Raw genomic sequence first — 16,349 nt, forward strand, 5'->3', positions numbered from 1 at the left:
AAACCCCTCCTGATTATTATTCTGCTGCTGCGCAGGCACGTTCTGGCTGAGAACGTCCCGAAAAGAGCACCACCAACAGGCCGAGACCCGCGATAACCGCCCCCATCACCGGCACAAAGCTATAACCCAGACCACCGGATATCACCGCCCCACCGGCTGCGGCACCCAATGCGTTCCCCAGGTTAAATGCGCCAATGTTCACGGAAGAGGACAGACCCGGCGCTTCATGCGCCACACGCATGACCCGCATTTGCAACGGCGGCACCACGGCAAAAGTCGCTGCCCCCCAGACCACCATGCTGATAGCCGCGCCGATCGCGCTCTGTGCAAGAAACGGGATAGCCAGCATGATGGCAATCAACAGCACCAAAAAGCCTTTAAGCGTTCCGGTTACGGAACGATCCGCCAGTTTACCGCCAAGATAGTTGCCGATGGAGAACCCAACGCCAATCAGCACCAACATTGCCGTAATAAAGACGGGTGTCGCATCTGTAATGGTTCGCAGAACCGGTGAAATATAGGTATAGAGCGTGAACATCGCCCCTGCTCCCAGCACCGTGGTCAGCAGCGCGGACAAAACCTGCGGGCGCATCAGCACCGCCAGCTCTTTACGCACCTCCGGGCGTTCCCCGGCGCCGCCTTTCGGCAGCGAGAAGAACAGACTCAGCATCGCCACAATACCCAGCGCTGCGGTAGCCATAAACGACATGCGCCAGCCAATGGTTTCACCCAGCCAGGTCGCAGCCGGCACACCGCCGATATTGGCGATGGTTAGCCCCATAAACATGGTGGCGACGGCGCTGGCTTGCTTTTCTTTGGCGACGACGCTTGCAGCAACCACCGATCCCAGGCCAAAGAATGCGCCGTGGTTGAGACTGGTTACGATACGCGCCAGCATCAGGGTGGCGTAATTCGGCGCAATCGCCGACAACACGTTACCCAGCGTAAAAATCGCCATCAAAAAAATCAGCGCGTTGCGTCTGCCACGATGAGAAAGCAGCAACGTCATTAACGGTGCACCGACCATTACGCCGACAGCGTAGGCGCTAATCAGCATCCCCGCCGCCGGGATAGAAACGTCAACGCCGCGGGCAATCACCGGCAGTAATCCCATCGGGGAGAACTCGGTCGTACCGATGCCAAAGGCGCCAATCGCCAGGGCGAGCAAAGGGAAATTCATTTTCATAAACTGACTCCGGAAAAGCCGTGTCGCTTCGGGACACTGTCGCAGAAGTCAAAAGTATGACATCAATCACAAAAAACTGCCGTTAGCGGAATGACAAAAGAGTATTGCAGAATTGATAACAATGCGGGGAAACGAAAACGGAGGGAGAAACCGGTTCCCCCTCGCGCGGGATCAATGCAGTGCAGCGGTCAGGGCGCCGAAAACGATCAGGCTCAGCACGATGACGGTAGTGAACAGTGAATACTTCAGGTCGGTGCTCATCAATTTTCTCCGTTTTAATTTCCACACAAAAAGTGAGATAGCGCATTTTTGCACAAATAAACGTAAAAATCTTGCAGGAATTAGCACGTCAGACGTTTTATCACTTCCCCTTTTGCTCAAGATCAGACAAAATTCGACGCTAAATTTATTAGCGTACCGGCCATTGACTCCCCTCCTGACGTCCAGTGTCTTTTTCCCGGCGTACCGCACCCCCGATCATGGGTACAGGGTGATTGAAGGCAAACGTTTACCTTATGTATTATCAGGAGCTTGAGATATGGTCTGGAGTGACATCTGATGGCAACGATCAAAGACGTAGCGAAGCGAGCAAACGTTTCCACCACAACCGTATCACATGTAATTAACAAGACACGTTTTGTCGCCGAAGAGACGCGCAATGCCGTGTGGGCGGCGATCAAAGAGCTACATTATTCACCGAGCGCCGTGGCACGCAGCCTGAAGGTGAATCACACCAAATCGATTGGCCTGCTGGCCACCAGCAGCGAAGCAGCCTATTTTGCCGAAATCATTGAGGCTGTTGAGAAGAAATGCTTCCAGAAAGGCTATACCCTGATCCTCGGTAATGCCTGGAATAACCTGGAAAAACAGCGCGCTTACTTGTCGATGATGGCGCAAAAGCGCGTTGATGGTTTGCTGGTCATGTGTTCCGAGTATCCGGAATCCTTGCTGAGCATGCTGGAAGAGTATCGCCATATCCCGATGGTCGTTATGGACTGGGGCGAAGCCAAAGCCGACTTTACCGATACGGTGATTGATAACGCCTTTGAAGGCGGTTATATGGCCGGGCGTTATCTTATTGAACGCGGTCACCGCGATATCGGTGTGATCCCGGGGCCGCTTGAGCGCAACACCGGCGCAGGTCGTCTTGCCGGCTTTATGAAAGCAATGGAAGAAGCCACCATTTCCGTACCGGAAAACTGGATCGTTCAGGGCGACTTTGAACCCGAGTCCGGTTATCGCGCCATGCAGCAGATCCTTGCGCAGACGCATCGCCCGACGGCCGTCTTCTGCGGCGGCGATATTATGGCCATGGGTGCGCTGTGCGCCGCCGACGAAATGGGATTGCGCGTCCCGCAGGATATTTCGGTGATTGGTTATGACAACGTGCGTAACTCCCGCTTCTTCACGCCGTCACTGACCACAATACACCAGCCGAAAGATTCGCTGGGTGAAACCGCATTTACCATGCTGCTTGACCGTATTGTGAATAAGCGCGAAGAGTCGCAATCCATCGAAGTGCATCCTCGCCTGATCGAGCGCCGCTCGGTCGCCGATGGTCCATTCCGCGATTACCGCCGTTAATCCCCTTTGCGGGAGCCCCTATTCCGGCTCCCGCAGCCATTCCCGATTCAGCGTTTCACTGTCCCCCAGATACGCCAGAAGCCAGTTGAGTGCGGGCGATGCCTCGCTTTGCTGCCACGTCAGGCAACAGGCGGCATCCGGGAAGGGATTTTCCAGTTCCAGCGCCACCCACTCCCCACGATCGAGCCAGGGTCTGGCAAAATGCGCCGGGACCATTCCCACGCATAACCCTGCTGACAGACAGGCTTCGGATGATTTCCAGTCCGGCACCATCACTCGCTTCTGATTATCCAGTAGCCAGGTAATACGCTTCGGTAACGAGCGCGACGTATCCTCCTGTATCAGCGAAGGCCAGTTACGTAACGTCTCATCGCTTAACGGGCCAGGTAGCGCCGCCAGCGGGTGTCGACGAGAAACCACACATTTCCAGCTCAGCATCCCCATATCGCGAAAAGCATAGCGCCCGCCGACCGGAATGGCTTGCGTTGCGCCAATAGCCAGTTCAACACGCCCGTCGGCCAGTGCATCCCAGACGCCGTTAAACACTTCCTGGTAAACCTGTAGCTCCACATCGCTAAAGTGACGATAAAAATCGACGATCAACTGCCGCGTGCGTTCGGGCCTGACAATGTTGTCCACCGCAATCGCCAGTTGCCCGCGCCAGCCATTGGCAATCTGCTGGCACTGTTGGCGGGTGACCTGCATTTTTTTGATAACAGAACGCCCTTCTTTCAAAAACCAGACGCCAGCGGGGGTTAACTCCACATCACGGTGACGTCGTTCAAACAGCGGAACCGCCAGCCACTCTTCCAGTTGCCTTACGGTATAGCTGACAGCAGAAGGAACACGGTGCAACTCCTGAGCTGCGCCGCTAAAACTGCCGTTACGCGCTACAGCATCTACCACTTCCAGCGAATATTCTGACCACATAATCTGCCTGCAAAAAATTTGAAACCACTGCGCAAATATTAGCGTTTCACAAGGGGGAATGCACTCCTTACACTCGACAACCCTGATAACCTGCACAAAGAAGAGATACCACAATGCAACCTGGCAAAGGATTTTTAGTCTGGCTCGCGGGATTAAGCGTGCTGGGCTTTTTAGCCACCGACATGTACCTGCCCGCGTTCAGCGCCATTCAGCAAGATTTAGAGACCTCCTCCGCGGTGGTCAGCGCCACATTGAGCCTGTTTCTGGCCGGGTTTGCCGTTGCACAACTGCTGTGGGGACCGTTATCGGATCGCTATGGACGCAAACCGATTCTGTTAACCGGTCTGGGGATTTTCGCCGTTGGCTGTCTGGGAACATTATGGGTGCGGGACGCCACGCTGTTACTGGTGCTGCGTTTTGTGCAGGCTGTGGGGGTCTGTGCCGCAACCGTAAGCTGGCAGGCGCTGGTCACGGATTATTACCCGTCACACCGCGTTAACCGCATTTTTGCCACCATTATGCCGCTGGTCGGGCTGACACCCGCACTGGCCCCCCTGCTCGGTGCGTGGATACTTGCGCATCTCAACTGGCAAGCGATCTTCGCCACGCTGCTGGTGATTACGCTGGTGTTGATGATCCCGGCGTTACGCCTGAAACCGTCAGTAAAGGCAACAGCGCATGATGAGCAGCCACTGACGTTTATGGATCTGCTACGCGCCCGTGACTATCGCGGCAATGTGATTATCTATGCGGCCTGTTCCGCCAGTTTCTTCGCCTGGCTGACCGGTTCACCGTTTATCCTGCACGAGATGGGGTATGGCCCCTCTGCGATCGGCCTTAGCTATGTGCCGCAGACCATTGCATTTCTGGTGGGGGGTTACGGTTGCCGCGCTGCGCTACAGAAGTGGCAAGGCGAGCGACTGCTTCCTTTGCTGCTAAGCGCGTTTGCCCTGAGCGTGATTGCCACCTGGGCCGTCGGCTTTATGCCGAACGTGTCGCTGACTGCGCTGCTGATTCCGTTCTGCTTTATGGCAATGGCCAATGGCGCCATTTATCCCATCGTGGTTGCCCAGGCATTACGTCCTTTCCCACAGGCAACCGGTCGTGCCGCCGCGTTGCAAAATACGCTACAACTTGGGCTGTGCTTCCTTGCAAGCCTGGTGGTCTCATGGCTTATCGCCACGCCGCTGCTCACTACCACCAGCGTAATGCTGTCGATGGTGTTGCTGGCGACGCTGGGATACCGTCTGCAGCGGCAACCGCATCGCGGGTATGCGAAAGAGGCCACCACACCGGCGTCTTCACGGGGATAGTCGCTTCGGCGATTATCTCTAAGTCACTGATTAGCATGCTAACAGTTTTCTGTTGAATCACCTGATATTGAAGCCTATACTAAATTTCGCTGTTTTATAAATACGATAAATATTATGAAGTAACGGGCGTCGGATTACGCCCGTTTCACCATGGAAGGCCTTTCGGCAAGGGTTCTCTCCCTTCCTCTGTTCTACGTCGGATATCAGCCTCACGGCGAAAACCGTGAGATTTCTCACAAACCCGAAAAAGCGTCTACGCTGTTTGAAGGTTCTGATCACTGGTTAGTGATGGAGAAGTTATGAGTTCATCGTGTATAGAAGAAGTCAGCGTACGGGATGATAATTGGTTCCGTATAGCAAACGAACTGCTGAGCCGCGCCGGTATCCAGGTTAATGGCCCCGCAGCTTCAGATATTCAGGTGAAAAATCCTGATTTTTTCAAACGCGTTTTACAGGAAGGTTCGCTCGGACTCGGCGAAAGTTATATGGATGGCTGGTGGGATTGTGACCGGCTGGACATCTTCTTCACCAAAGTTCTCCGTGCCGGCCTGGAAAGCCAACTCCCGCACCACCTGAAAGACACCCTCCGCATTGCCGGAGCAAGATTATTTAATCTGCAGAGTAAGAAACGGGCCTGGATTGTCGGTAAAGAGCATTACGATCTCGGTAATGACCTGTTTACCCGCATGCTGGATCCGCAGATGCAATACTCTTGCGCCTACTGGAAAGAGGCCGACACCCTTGATGACGCGCAGCACGCTAAACTGAGGCTTTGCTGTGAAAAACTGCAGTTAAGACCGGGCATGCGTGTGCTGGATATTGGCTGCGGATGGGGCGGGCTGGCGCAATTTATGGCGCAGAATTACGGCGTCAGCGTGGTGGGCGTCACCATTTCCGCCGAGCAACAAAAGCTGGCGCAACGGCGGTGTGAAGGCCTGGATGTGGAGATCCGCCTGCAGGATTACCGAGACATGAATGACCAGTTTGATCGCATTATTTCTGTCGGTATGTTTGAACATGTCGGGCCGAAAAACTATGCGACCTATTTCAGCGTGGTGGATCGCAATCTCAAACCCGATGGCATTTTCCTGCTGCATACCATTGGCTCTAAACGTACCGATCACAATGTTGATCCGTGGATTGACCGTTATATCTTCCCTAACGGTTGCCTGCCTTCCGTACGCCAGATTGCCGATGCCAGCGAGGCGCATTTCGTGCTGGAAGACTGGCATAATTTTGGTGCCGATTATGACCGCACCTTGATGGCATGGTATGCGCGTTTTCTTGCCGCGTGGCCGGAGATTGCCGATAATTACTCCGAACGGTTTAAACGGATGTTCAGCTATTATCTGAACGCCTGCGCAGGCGCATTTCGCTCGCGGGATATCCAGCTCTGGCAGGTGGTCTTCAGTCGGGGCATTGAACGGGGATTACGCGTGGCGCGCTGATCCGCGCCATAAAAAGAAGGCCGCACGGCAAATGTGCGGCCTTTTTCATTTTCCCCGTCGGGAAGCCATTACTCTTCGCTAATCGCAGCAGAGACAGCAGCAGCCTCTTTCGCCGCCAGTACGCGCTCAACGGTATCGACAACCGCCTGCGTTTGCGGATCAATTTCAATATTGACGCGCTGCCCCAGTTTTTTGGCTCCGAGCGTGGTGCGTTGCAGCGTCTCCGGGATCAGGTGCACGCAGAAACGGCTGCTGGTCACTTCCCCCACCGTCAGGCTGATGCCGTCAATACCGATAAAGCCTTTATACAGGATGTATTTCATCAATGCCGGATCCGACACCTTGAACCAAATCTGGCGATTATTTTCCGAGGTGAGGATTTTGACGATTTCCGCAGTGGTCATAATATGGCCAGACATCAAATGTCCGCCAATTTCATCACTGAACTTCGCCGCACGTTCCACGTTTACCACATCACCAATGCCCAGCTCGCCCAGGTTGGTAATACGCAACGTTTCTTTCATTAAATCGAAACTAATATGACTGCCGTCGATGGCCGTCACGGTCAGACAACAGCCATTGTTCGCGATGGAAGCACCGGTTTCGATGCCCTCAAGCATATGCTCAGGAAGTTCAACGACGTGGGTGCGGAAATTGGGTTTATCATCAATAGACACCAGTTTTGCCGTGCCCTGTACAATACCAGTAAACATACCTACTACTCCTGTTCCCATTCATACGGCGTTACCGTGTTCTTTACGCACAATAACAGGTGGAAATTGCCCTTGCCAGTCTCAATCCCGCCACGGCGCGTTTTCCCGGACGGATGACGATAAGATGAACAACGGGCGGCGTGCGGCAAGAAAGCATTGATGCAGGGTTAACATGGCAAAAGCGGGGCTTAACAGGTAATATTTGAACACATGCCGCATTTATCGCAGTGCGGCATCGTTTTTAGCACAAGGAAAAACTCCTTCCTGAACAGTTGTTCCATTCTCTCTTATAACTACAAAACAATATAAAGGTGTTCTCGTGCAGAAGTATGTTACAGAAGCGCGTCAGTTACTGGCACTCGCCTTGCCGGTCATTGTTGCGCAGGTCGCCCAGACTGCAATGGGCTTCGTTGATACGGTAATGGCGGGTGGCTATAGCGCCACGGATATGGCCGCTGTCGCTATTGGTACCTCTATCTGGTTTCCCGCAATTCTCTTCGGCCACGGTCTTTTACTGGCAATGACGCCGGTGATTGCCCAGTTAAACGGCTCCGGACGTCGCGATCGCATCGCCCATCAGGTCGGTCAGGGTTTCTGGCTGGCAGGCATTGTGGCGGTATTGATCATGATTGTGCTGTGGAATGCTGGTCATATCATCCATGCGATGCATAACATCGACCCGATTCTGGCGGAAAAAGCCGTGCGTTTTTTACGTGCGTTGATGTGGGGTGCGCCTGGCTATCTCTTTTTCCAGGTGATGCGTAACCAGTGCGAAGGGCTGGCCCGCACGCAGCCAGGCATGGTGATGGGCTTTGTCGGCTTGCTGGTGAATATCCCGGTGAACTATATCTTTATTTACGGTCACTTCGGCATGCCGGAACTGGGCGGTGTCGGCTGCGGCGTGGCAACTGCATCCGTCTATTGGGTGATGTTTATCTGCATGCGCATGTATGTAAAACGCGCCCGCGCCATGCGCGATATTCAGCACGCCCAGCGTTTCGCTAAACCCGATCCCGAGGCGCTAAAACGCCTTGCGCAACTGGGTCTGCCCATTGCGTTGGCGCTGTTTTTCGAAGTCACGTTGTTTGCGGTGGTGGCCCTGCTGGTATCGCCGCTGGGCATTGTTGATGTGGCCGGTCACCAGATTGCGCTTAACTTCAGTTCGCTGATGTTTGTTCTGCCGATGTCGCTGGCCGCAGCGGTGACCATCCGGGTGGGCTTCCGTCTGGGGCAAGGTTCGACGCTGGATGCTAAAACCTCGGCGCACACCGGGTTGATCGTCGGCGTGTGCATGGCGGCGGTTACGGCGGTGTTTACCGTGCTGATGCGCGAACAAATCGCCCTGCTCTATAACAAAAACCCGGAAGTGGTGACGCTCGCCTCGCACCTGATGTTGCTGGCGGCGATTTACCAAATCTCCGACTCCATTCAGGTGATTGGCAGCGGTATCCTGCGCGGCTATAAAGATACGCGTTCGATCTTTTTTATCACCTTTACCGCCTATTGGGTGCTGGGGTTGCCGTCTGGCTATATTCTGGCGCTGACCGATCTGGTGGTCGACAGAATGGGTCCGGCCGGTTTCTGGATGGGCTTTATTATTGGCCTGACGTCTGCAGCGATCCTGATAATGCTGCGGATGCGCTTTCTGCAGCGCCTGCCTTCAACAACGATTTTGCAGCGCGCCGCGCGTTAAAATGGCCGTAGCCGCCAGCTGGCGGCTACTTTCACAGCGTTTTGCTCAGTTGTTCCGCAATCACGTGAATTCAGGAATAAATTTGCCATTTTCCGCTTGCCACTTCTCCGGCCTGCCGCTAATATTCGTCCCCGTTGTCAACCACAACACTGCGTTCATAGCTCAGTTGGTTAGAGCACCACCTTGACATGGTGGGGGTCGTTGGTTCGAGTCCAATTGAACGCACCATTCCTTCTCAGTGCGTCCGTAGCTCAGTTGGTTAGAGCACCACCTTGACATGGTGGGGGTCGATGGTTCGAGTCCATTCGGACGCACCAATCACAATGCCACAGACAGCGATTAACGCCTGTAGGTTATTGAAAAATGTAAATTTTTCATATTTTCTTTTTCTGATAATACCCCCCTTTTCAATGACATTTAAGTCCATCCTGATGCCATGCTAATGCGGATGCGTTCGGTCTGGTTTCTTCTGCCAGTCAGCCAGACATACTTGTAAACCAGAATTCCTCCCTGACCGATAAAAAGCGCAGACCATGCGCTGAGATGCTGCCGTCCGTACAGCCAAAGCAACACACTTGCTGTGCCCCTCCCGGCCTTTCCCTTTCACCGGACGACAGGTCTCCCCGTCTCCGTGTTTCTCAGCCCTGCGCTTTCTCGCCGTCACCAATCTGCCAGATAAAAGTTGGCGCTTCGCCATTGACCAGCCAGTTACCGATGTTGCGCGCCTTATAGATCACCGGATTATGCGATGCCACGGTGCGTGCGTTGCGCCAGTGGCGATCAAGGGCTTTGCTCACCCGCGTATCCGACGCGCCGAGGGCATTGAACAGTTCAGTGGCCGCTCGCGGGATCCAGTCGCTGGCGATCACCTGCGCCTGCGCCGCTTCAACTTCAGCCAGACGATTCCGCTGTTCAATGAGCGCCTCATCACCGCTGGCATGCGCGATGTAAGCCCGCTGCAGCGATTCCGCAGCCTGCAGCACTGTCGCCTGTGTCGCCCAACTCCAACTGCTGATTTGCCCCACTACCTGTAATACCTGCGCATCGTCGCGCGGCACGTCGGCGTTGCCATGGCTGTACATCCGGGTCCGCTTTTTCACCTCTGCCGCAGCATCGCGCTCCACCGCCAGTCCAATCCCCGCCAGCGTCGCCAGCAAAATATGCTGATAAAACGCAGTCTGATAACGAAAGCGATCCGCAAAGTCATATACATGATCCAGCGCCACCTGCGCCTGTTTGAAGCGGGTTGTGCCGCTACCGGTCAGGCGCTGACCGAAACCATCCCAGTCATCCATACGTTCAACGCCAGACTGATGGGTACTGACCAGCGCGATCACATCGCCATTGTTGTCGCTGCGTCGGGCGAAGACATCGATCCAGTCGGCAAATAGCGTACCGGTACTGTAGAATTTCTCGCCGTCCAGCCGCCAGCCCTCGTTAACGGGCGTCACGTGGGTCAAAACCTCTCCCAGTTTAACCGCACCGATCTCGGTCCAGCCGCTGCCCACCAGTTCACCATCGAGGAAGCGGCGGAACCAGCGATCGCGCGCTGCCGAGTCAGGCTGATTCAGGCGGTCTTCCACGAAAGCGAAATGCGCGCGCAGCGCCTGCGGCAGATTCGAGTCAGCCTGCGCCAGCTCGATAAGTAGCGCAATTAACTGCGGCAACGACGCGCCCCAGCCTCCCTTTTCCCGCGGAATGCGCACCGTGCCGAACCCCGCTTCTTTCAGCCAGCGAATCTGCTCATCGGGCAGGATGCGATGTTGTTCGCGCGCCGCCGCTCCCTGCGCGATACGGGCGAAAATCGGCCGGAAGGTCGCCGCCAGCTGTTCATAATCGGTTCCAATAGAGAGTAACGTCATCATTTGCTCCTTAATGGTGGCTGTCGTCAATGTCATGACGGGTAGGCTCATGGCGTACCGCGAGCAGGAAGAAAATCGGGATAATGGCGGCCAGCGACACGACCCAGAACATTTGCGGGCCTAGCGATGCCTGCAGCAATGGCAGTACAAATAGCGCCAGTGCGCTGCCGATTCCGGAAAGCGCGCGGCTGAAGCCGACGCCGGTGGCGCGAATAGAGGTGGGATATGAAAGCGCCGGATAAATCATCAACTGCGCGCCAGGGCCAAAGCCTTCGGCAAACAGCCACAGACCCAGCATCGCAATCGCCAGCGCGACACCCAGTGCGGCCTGCGGCTGCCCCACCAGCGCGAGGACGATCAGGGCAATAAACTGCAACGCGAACCCGGCTATCGCCACATGTCGTGACGGGTATTTCCACGCCAGGTGCATCCCCAACAGTCCACCGGTAAAGGCAAACAGCGCATTGAGTCCCAGAGAAGCGGAAATAGTTTCAAACACCCCGGCGCCAAGGAACCGGGCGAGAATGGATGGCAGGAAAAAGGCGATCGCAGTGTACTCAAACGAGATACAAACGTTCATCACCCCGGCAACAATGGTGCGCTCACGGTAGGGTTTTTCAAATAGCGCGCGGAAGCTCACTTTCGGCGGTGGCGCAGGACGTTCAACCGGGGCTTCGTGCGCGTTGATCCCGTAAGAGTCGCGCAAAATACGCACCGCCGAGGTCAGGTCACCCTGATTGGCCGCCCACAGCGGCGATTCGTTCATGAATTTACTGCGCACAGCGATAATCAGCAGCGCCGGAACGGCGCCGAACAGCAGCGATGCGCGCCACAGCCAGTCCAGATGCTCTTCCGGCAACAGGAAATAGAGGCCGAAGATAATTAAAAAACAGACCGTCGAGGCGGCGTACCACATCGGACACCAGGCCGCGAGCCGCGCCGCCTTATTGCCTTTTCCGGTAAAGCGGGAAAACTCGGCCAGGTAAGACATGGCGACCGGAAGATCGATCCCAACGCCAATCCCCATCAGGAACCGCGCGCCGATTAATACCCAGACGTTCGGCGCCAGCCCCGCCGCAATCGCCGACACCACAAAAAACAGCATATCAGCCATAAATACCGAATAACGGCCATATTTATCCGTCAGCCAACCGCCGATTAAATTACCGATAATTGTGCCGACCATTATCGACGATGTGACAATACCGGTTAACAGCGGCGAGAGCTGGAATTCCCGAACGACATCATCAATGCCGTAAGAGAGCGTAGTTAAATCATAGGCGTCGAGAAATACGCCGCCCAGGGCGAGGAAGACAATCATCCGCGCATATTTACTCTGCTCCCTATCGGAATTAATTAATCGCGCGACGTCCCTAACGCTGCTCACCGGCGCCGAAATAGCGCCAGCATTATCAACAGATAGCGTACTCATATTATTTACCTTATTTAGTTGTGCAGATGACCCTGGTTATAAACCTGGTTTCAGTATATTAAAAACAATAAATAATCATTTAATTATCAATTCATTAAATAAGTTAAATTTAAAAAAGACCTATTCAGACACGCGAACGCCAGTCCGCTTGTCGGTTCATCTATAATGACTCAGTCGGCAGAGACAGGAACCAGTACGTCTTTTACCAGCGGATCATCAGTGGTTTTTAGCCACGATTGAATACGCGGATCGGAAAAAGCCTGTTTTAATTTAACGATATTCTCTTGTGATAAATACGGTGTGCCAATCACTAATTGCGAGGCAAACGTTTTAGGTGCGGGAGGGAATAATATGCCTTTTTCCCGCGGGACTTTTCCGGCATCAAATTGAGATACATAACCAATAGCAGCATCCACCGAATTAAGCGCACGCGGCATAGTTAATAAATCCAGCTCTTTAAAGTTGAACTGATGCGGGTTGCCGACAATATTTTTCAGCGTCGCCGTGCGCGGCTCAACCGACAGTTCGAGTGAGATTAACCCTATTCTTTGCAGCAGCCATAACGCCTGCCCCTGGTTGGCGCCATCATTCGGCACGACGATGGTCGCCCCAGCGGGCAAATCCTGCACCGATTTATAGCGGTCAGAATAGATACCGAAAGCCCACTGAAACACCGGGATAGTGGTCGAAAGCGCAAAGCCGTTGGCATCCACCACCTGCTTTAGCCACCATTGATGCTGATAAATGGTGCCGGCATATTGCCCTTCTGCCACAGCCCTGTCCGCCTGTACCGGATCCTGGACGCCCACGGCCTCCAGTTTAATACCGTAATCAGGTGCAATATGCTGATCAATATATTCAATTATCCGCTGTTCACCCGCCATCGCCGGTTCGTAGTGAATTTTTAACGTTGTACCGAAAACGACCTGCGGCGCCTGCGCGTATCCGCGCCACCACCAGAACGCGACGGCCAGCAATACGAAAACTGCCAGCACGACCAGCCACGGCCAGCGCCGGGTTTTACGTAATTCAAACTGTTCTGTTGTCATGAAGAAATCCCCTGAGTATGGCGCAGTTTATTGACCAGCCGGTCACCGAAGAATTGAATCGTCTGGATTGTGCCGATGAGCACGACAATGGTGGCGATCATGATGTGATTGTCGAAACGCTGGTAGCCATACACCACCGCCAGGTAGCCAATACCTCCCGCGCCGATGGTGCCGGCAATCGCTGAATATTCGATCATCGATACCAGGTTAAGCGTGACTGCCGACACCAGCGCCGGAAGCGCCTCGCTGAGTTGGGCATGGCGAATTACCTGCCAGCGCGAACCTCCGCACACCAGCCCCACCGCAGTAACCTCTGCCGGGAGTTCGCGCAGTGCGTTTTCCACCAGACGGCCAAAAAATGGCACGCCGGCGGCAATCATCGGCACCACGGCGGCAGGAATCCCGATAGTGGTGCCCGTAAGCCAGAACGTGAACGGGATGATCGCCGCCATCAGCACCAGAAAGGGCAAAGAGCGCCCCATGTTCACTATCCAGTTGAGCACCCGGTAGAGTGCAGCATGCGGAAACAACCCACGCGGCGAGGTGTTGAATAACACCACGCCCACTACACCGCCAAGGGTCACCACAAACAGCATCACAATGGCGACCATCAGCCAGGTTTCCCCATAGGCAGGCAGCAGCAGCGTATGGATTTCACGCCACGGCGTATCCTGGCTTATCACTGTCGGTTTCATACCGCCTCCTTTAGCTCAGGCGCACACGCAAGAATTTCCGCCGCAATGCCAGACTGCGCTAAAAGCGCCAGTATGCGTGCTTGCGACAAGCGTTCTCCCTGGAAACGTATGCCGACCTGTAAACGCCCCGCCAGTTGGCCGTTAATCACTTCAACATGACCGCCGAGCAAATCTATCTGTAGCGCAAACTGCTGACTCAGACGGCTGATCCAGTCGATCGCCACCGGGACATCCCAGCGATAGCTCAGGCGCAGCAGCAGATCGCTGTGGGCGGTAACGGGCGACAGAGGCAATAGCTGCTGACCAAGCAGTGAATCCGGGCAAGCCAGCAGATCGTTCACCTGCCCGTATCGGGCTATCGTGCCATCGCGGATTTCCGCCACTGCATCCGCCGCAGCGCGTACCGCATCCATTTCGTGAGTAATCAGGATAATCGCCAGCCGGTACTCATCGCGCAGTTTTCGGAGCAAATCCAGCACCGTAGCGGTCGCCTGCGGATCCAGACCAGACGTGGCCTCGTCCGCCAACAGCACCGACGGACGTAATGCCAGCGCGCGTGCAATACCAATGCGCTGGCGTTGCCCGCCGGAAAGCTGGGACGGATAAGCATCCGCTTTGTGGCTTAGCCCCACGTTCTCCAGTAATTCACCGACCCGCACCTTAATATCGCGTTCCACCACGCCCAGGCACACCAGCGGCAGCGCGATGTTTTGCCACGCCGTTTTACGATTCAGCAGCGCCGAGGACTGAAAAACGGTGCCAATCGCACGCCGTTCACGCCGCAGCGCCTCCCCCGACAGTAACGACAAGTCTGTGCCGTTAACCTGTATGCTGCCGCTATCGGGCCGTTCCAGCAGGCTGATGCAGCGCGCCAGCGTCGTTTTTCCCGCGCCGCTCGGCCCAACCACCGCAGTGATAGAGCTGGCCGGTACCCGCAGCGATAATCCTTTCAGCACCTCGCTGACGTGACCATCCGCTGTACGATAGCGTTTATGCAGATTATCAATATCGATCATGCCACCGTCTCCTTCGTCGCGGCATCGATCCGCCCGCCGCGACGATAGCCCGCTCCCGGATGCGGTGCAGCCAGACGCGGCCCGGCGCCGAACAGTTTTTCGCGCAATGTGCCATCCCGGTAATCCTGCTTAAATACACCGCGTTTTTGCAGTTCAGGGATTAATTGTTCCACCACGTCGCGGAAGGTTTCATGCGTGACGGCGTAAGCCAGATTGAAGCCATCGACATCGGTTTCCTCAACCCAGGATTGCAGTTCATCAGCCACCGTTTCCGCACTGCCGACGATCAGCGGACCAAAGCCGCCGATGCCCACCCAGTCGGCCAGCGCTTCTACCGTCCATTGACGATCCGGCTCGGCAGTGGAAAACGCCTCTACCGCCGACTGGATAGCGTTGGTATGCAGGTATTTCAGCACCTGGTCCGGCCGGTACTGACCGAAGTCGATGCCGGTCCAGCCGGAGATCAACGCCAGCGCCCCCTCATAGCTGACGTAGGATTTGTATTCCTGCCATTTGGACTGCGCCTCGCGATCGGTTTCGCCCACAATCACCGTTTGCAGATTAAAAATCAGGATGCTACGCGGATCGCGTCCGGCTTCTGCGGCGCGACGGCGAATATCCGCAACCGTCTTTTTCAGCAGGACTTTCGACGGCGCGGCGACAAAAACACATTCGGCATGGCTGGCGGCAAACTGTTTTCCGCGACTGGAGGCCCCCGCCTGATAGAGAACCGGTGTGCGCTGTGGCGATGGCTCGCACAGATGAATCCCCGGGACGGAGAAAAAGTGGCCCTGATGGTTAATCGGATGGATTTTCTGCGGATCGCTAAAAATACCTCGTTCGCGATCGCGTAATACCGCGCCATCTTCCCAGCTGCCTTCCAGCAGTTTATACACCACGTCGAGATATTCATCCGCGTAGTCGTAGCGCGCATCGTGGTCGGTTTGCGCCTGATGGCCAATATTGCGCGCTCCGCTTTCCAGATAGGAGGTAACGATATTCCAGCCCACCCGTCCTTTGGTCAGATGATCGAGTGTCGACAGTCGGCGGGCAAACGGATAGGGATGCTCAAATGACAGCGACGCAGTCAGGCCAAAGCCGAGGTGTTCCGTGACCAGCGCCATCGGAGTGATCAGTGCCAGCGGATCGTTTACCGGCACCTGCGCCGCCTGACGGATCGCCGCATCGCCGTTCCCGTTTAACACATCGTAAACGCCGAGTACATCGGCAATAAATAAACCGTCAAATTTGCCGCGCTCCAGCAGGCGCGCCAAATCGACCCAATATTCCAGATCCTTATATTGCCAGGAGCGGTCGCGCGGATGGGCCCACAGGCCCGGCGACTGGTGACCGACACAGTTCATATCAAACGCATTCAGGCGAATCTCTCGTTGCGATGGCATAGCGCTCTCCACGGTGCGTCCCGAT

The 16,349-nt window shown here is 55.2% G+C and carries 14 protein-coding genes and 2 tRNA genes; 6 read left to right on the forward strand and 10 right to left on the reverse strand.

All coding sequences use genetic code 11. The features are described 5' to 3' along the window. Positions 1-16: 16 nt before the first annotated feature. Together N7922_RS14330 and N7922_RS14335 are read right to left on the reverse strand one after the other, a co-directional pair. Positions 17-1,186, reverse strand: a complete 1,170-nt coding sequence (locus tag N7922_RS14330; RefSeq protein ID WP_263096937.1) for an MFS transporter — start codon at positions 1,184-1,186, stop codon at positions 17-19. 171 nt (positions 1,187-1,357) lie between these two features. Beyond that, the gene (locus tag N7922_RS14335; RefSeq protein ID WP_094192965.1) at positions 1,358-1,447 is read right to left on the reverse strand and encodes a YnhF family membrane protein; all 90 of its coding nucleotides are present in this window, start codon (positions 1,445-1,447) and stop codon (positions 1,358-1,360) included. Positions 1,448-1,744: 297 nt separating this feature from the next. On the opposite strand from N7922_RS14335, the gene purR reads away from it, so the two are divergent. Further along, complete coding sequence (purR, locus tag N7922_RS14340; RefSeq protein WP_134318267.1) at positions 1,745-2,770, forward strand: HTH-type transcriptional repressor PurR; 1,026 nt, start codon at positions 1,745-1,747, stop codon at positions 2,768-2,770. Between the two features lie 18 nt (positions 2,771-2,788). On the opposite strand, the gene punR is transcribed toward purR, so the two are convergent. Next, positions 2,789-3,700 (reverse strand): DNA-binding transcriptional activator PunR, encoded by a 912-nt coding sequence (gene punR, locus N7922_RS14345; protein ID WP_263096941.1) that lies wholly within the window; start codon positions 3,698-3,700, stop codon positions 2,789-2,791. 113 nt (positions 3,701-3,813) lie between these two features. Between punR and punC the strand changes: the two genes are divergently transcribed. Both punC and cfa read left to right on the forward strand, forming a co-directional pair. Next, on the forward strand, positions 3,814-5,013 hold the full coding sequence (gene punC / locus N7922_RS14350) for a purine nucleoside transporter PunC (RefSeq protein ID WP_263096942.1): 1,200 nt from the start codon (positions 3,814-3,816) through the stop codon (positions 5,011-5,013). A gap of 299 nt (positions 5,014-5,312) precedes the next feature. Next, a complete protein-coding gene (gene cfa / locus N7922_RS14355; protein WP_263096943.1) occupies positions 5,313-6,461 on the forward strand; it encodes a cyclopropane fatty acyl phospholipid synthase in 1,149 nt (382 codons plus the stop codon). Positions 6,462-6,529: 68 nt separating this feature from the next. Here the strand turns inward: cfa and N7922_RS14360 are convergent, their stop codons facing one another. After that, a complete protein-coding gene (locus N7922_RS14360; RefSeq protein WP_263096945.1) occupies positions 6,530-7,174 on the reverse strand; it encodes a riboflavin synthase subunit alpha in 645 nt (214 codons plus the stop codon). Positions 7,175-7,493: 319 nt separating this feature from the next. Here N7922_RS14360 and mdtK point away from each other — a divergent pair, with 319 nt between their 5' ends. The 3 genes from mdtK (at position 7,494) to N7922_RS14375 (ending at position 9,184) form a co-directional block, all read left to right on the forward strand. Continuing rightward, positions 7,494-8,867: an MdtK family multidrug efflux MATE transporter gene (gene mdtK, locus N7922_RS14365; RefSeq protein WP_263096946.1), complete on the forward strand. Its 1,374-nt coding sequence runs from the start codon at positions 7,494-7,496 to the stop codon at positions 8,865-8,867. A gap of 151 nt (positions 8,868-9,018) precedes the next feature. Next, a tRNA-Val gene (locus tag N7922_RS14370) sits at positions 9,019-9,095 on the forward strand. 12 nt (positions 9,096-9,107) lie between these two features. Beyond that, a tRNA-Val gene (locus N7922_RS14375) sits at positions 9,108-9,184 on the forward strand. A gap of 321 nt (positions 9,185-9,505) precedes the next feature. On the opposite strand, the gene N7922_RS14380 is transcribed toward N7922_RS14375, so the two are convergent. The 6 genes from N7922_RS14380 to N7922_RS14405 form a co-directional block, all read right to left on the reverse strand. Then, the gene (locus N7922_RS14380; protein WP_263100914.1) at positions 9,506-10,729 is read right to left on the reverse strand and encodes an acyl-CoA dehydrogenase family protein; all 1,224 of its coding nucleotides are present in this window, start codon (positions 10,727-10,729) and stop codon (positions 9,506-9,508) included. 10 nt (positions 10,730-10,739) lie between these two features. Beyond that, positions 10,740-12,161 (reverse strand): MFS transporter, encoded by a 1,422-nt coding sequence (locus tag N7922_RS14385; protein ID WP_263096948.1) that lies wholly within the window; start codon positions 12,159-12,161, stop codon positions 10,740-10,742. A 170-nt stretch (positions 12,162-12,331) separates the two neighbouring features. Beyond that, positions 12,332-13,210 carry a MetQ/NlpA family ABC transporter substrate-binding protein gene (locus N7922_RS14390; protein ID WP_263096951.1) on the reverse strand — a complete coding sequence of 293 codons (879 nt, stop codon included), beginning with the start codon at positions 13,208-13,210 and terminating at the stop codon, positions 12,332-12,334. Next, complete coding sequence (locus tag N7922_RS14395; RefSeq protein ID WP_263096952.1) at positions 13,207-13,905, reverse strand: methionine ABC transporter permease; 699 nt, start codon at positions 13,903-13,905, stop codon at positions 13,207-13,209. The genes N7922_RS14390 and N7922_RS14395 overlap by 4 nt, the downstream gene beginning before the upstream one ends. After that, positions 13,902-14,921: a methionine ABC transporter ATP-binding protein gene (locus N7922_RS14400; RefSeq protein ID WP_263096953.1), complete on the reverse strand. Its 1,020-nt coding sequence runs from the start codon at positions 14,919-14,921 to the stop codon at positions 13,902-13,904. The genes N7922_RS14395 and N7922_RS14400 overlap by 4 nt, the downstream gene beginning before the upstream one ends. Next, on the reverse strand, positions 14,918-16,324 hold the full coding sequence (locus N7922_RS14405; RefSeq protein ID WP_263096954.1) for an LLM class flavin-dependent oxidoreductase: 1,407 nt from the start codon (positions 16,322-16,324) through the stop codon (positions 14,918-14,920). Before N7922_RS14405 ends, N7922_RS14400 begins: the two co-directional genes overlap by 4 nt. Between the last annotated feature and the right edge of the window lie 25 nt (positions 16,325-16,349).

Source organism: Kosakonia sp. ML.JS2a, from assembly GCF_025642095.1.
GTDB lineage: Bacteria > Pseudomonadota > Gammaproteobacteria > Enterobacterales > Enterobacteriaceae.

Excerpts from the sequence above, each read along its gene's own strand:
- N7922_RS14330 (WP_263096937.1), bottom strand. The coding sequence starts at position 1,186 with ATGAAAATGAATTTCCCTTTGCTCGCCCTGGCGATTGGCGCCTTTGGC.
- N7922_RS14335 (WP_094192965.1), bottom strand. The coding sequence starts at position 1,447 with ATGAGCACCGACCTGAAGTATTCACTGTTCACTACCGTCATCGTGCTG.
- purR (WP_134318267.1), top strand. The coding sequence starts at position 1,745 with ATGGCAACGATCAAAGACGTAGCGAAGCGAGCAAACGTTTCCACCACA.
- punR (WP_263096941.1), bottom strand. The coding sequence starts at position 3,700 with ATGTGGTCAGAATATTCGCTGGAAGTGGTAGATGCTGTAGCGCGTAAC.
- punC (WP_263096942.1), top strand. The coding sequence starts at position 3,814 with ATGCAACCTGGCAAAGGATTTTTAGTCTGGCTCGCGGGATTAAGCGTG.
- cfa (WP_263096943.1), top strand. The coding sequence starts at position 5,313 with ATGAGTTCATCGTGTATAGAAGAAGTCAGCGTACGGGATGATAATTGG.
- N7922_RS14360 (WP_263096945.1), bottom strand. The coding sequence starts at position 7,174 with ATGTTTACTGGTATTGTACAGGGCACGGCAAAACTGGTGTCTATTGAT.
- N7922_RS14380 (WP_263100914.1), bottom strand. The coding sequence starts at position 10,729 with ATGACGTTACTCTCTATTGGAACCGATTATGAACAGCTGGCGGCGACC.
- N7922_RS14385 (WP_263096948.1), bottom strand. The coding sequence starts at position 12,161 with ATGAGTACGCTATCTGTTGATAATGCTGGCGCTATTTCGGCGCCGGTG.
- N7922_RS14390 (WP_263096951.1), bottom strand. The coding sequence starts at position 13,210 with ATGACAACAGAACAGTTTGAATTACGTAAAACCCGGCGCTGGCCGTGG.
- N7922_RS14395 (WP_263096952.1), bottom strand. The coding sequence starts at position 13,905 with ATGAAACCGACAGTGATAAGCCAGGATACGCCGTGGCGTGAAATCCAT.
- N7922_RS14400 (WP_263096953.1), bottom strand. The coding sequence starts at position 14,921 with ATGATCGATATTGATAATCTGCATAAACGCTATCGTACAGCGGATGGT.
- N7922_RS14405 (WP_263096954.1), bottom strand. The coding sequence starts at position 16,324 with ATGCCATCGCAACGAGAGATTCGCCTGAATGCGTTTGATATGAACTGT.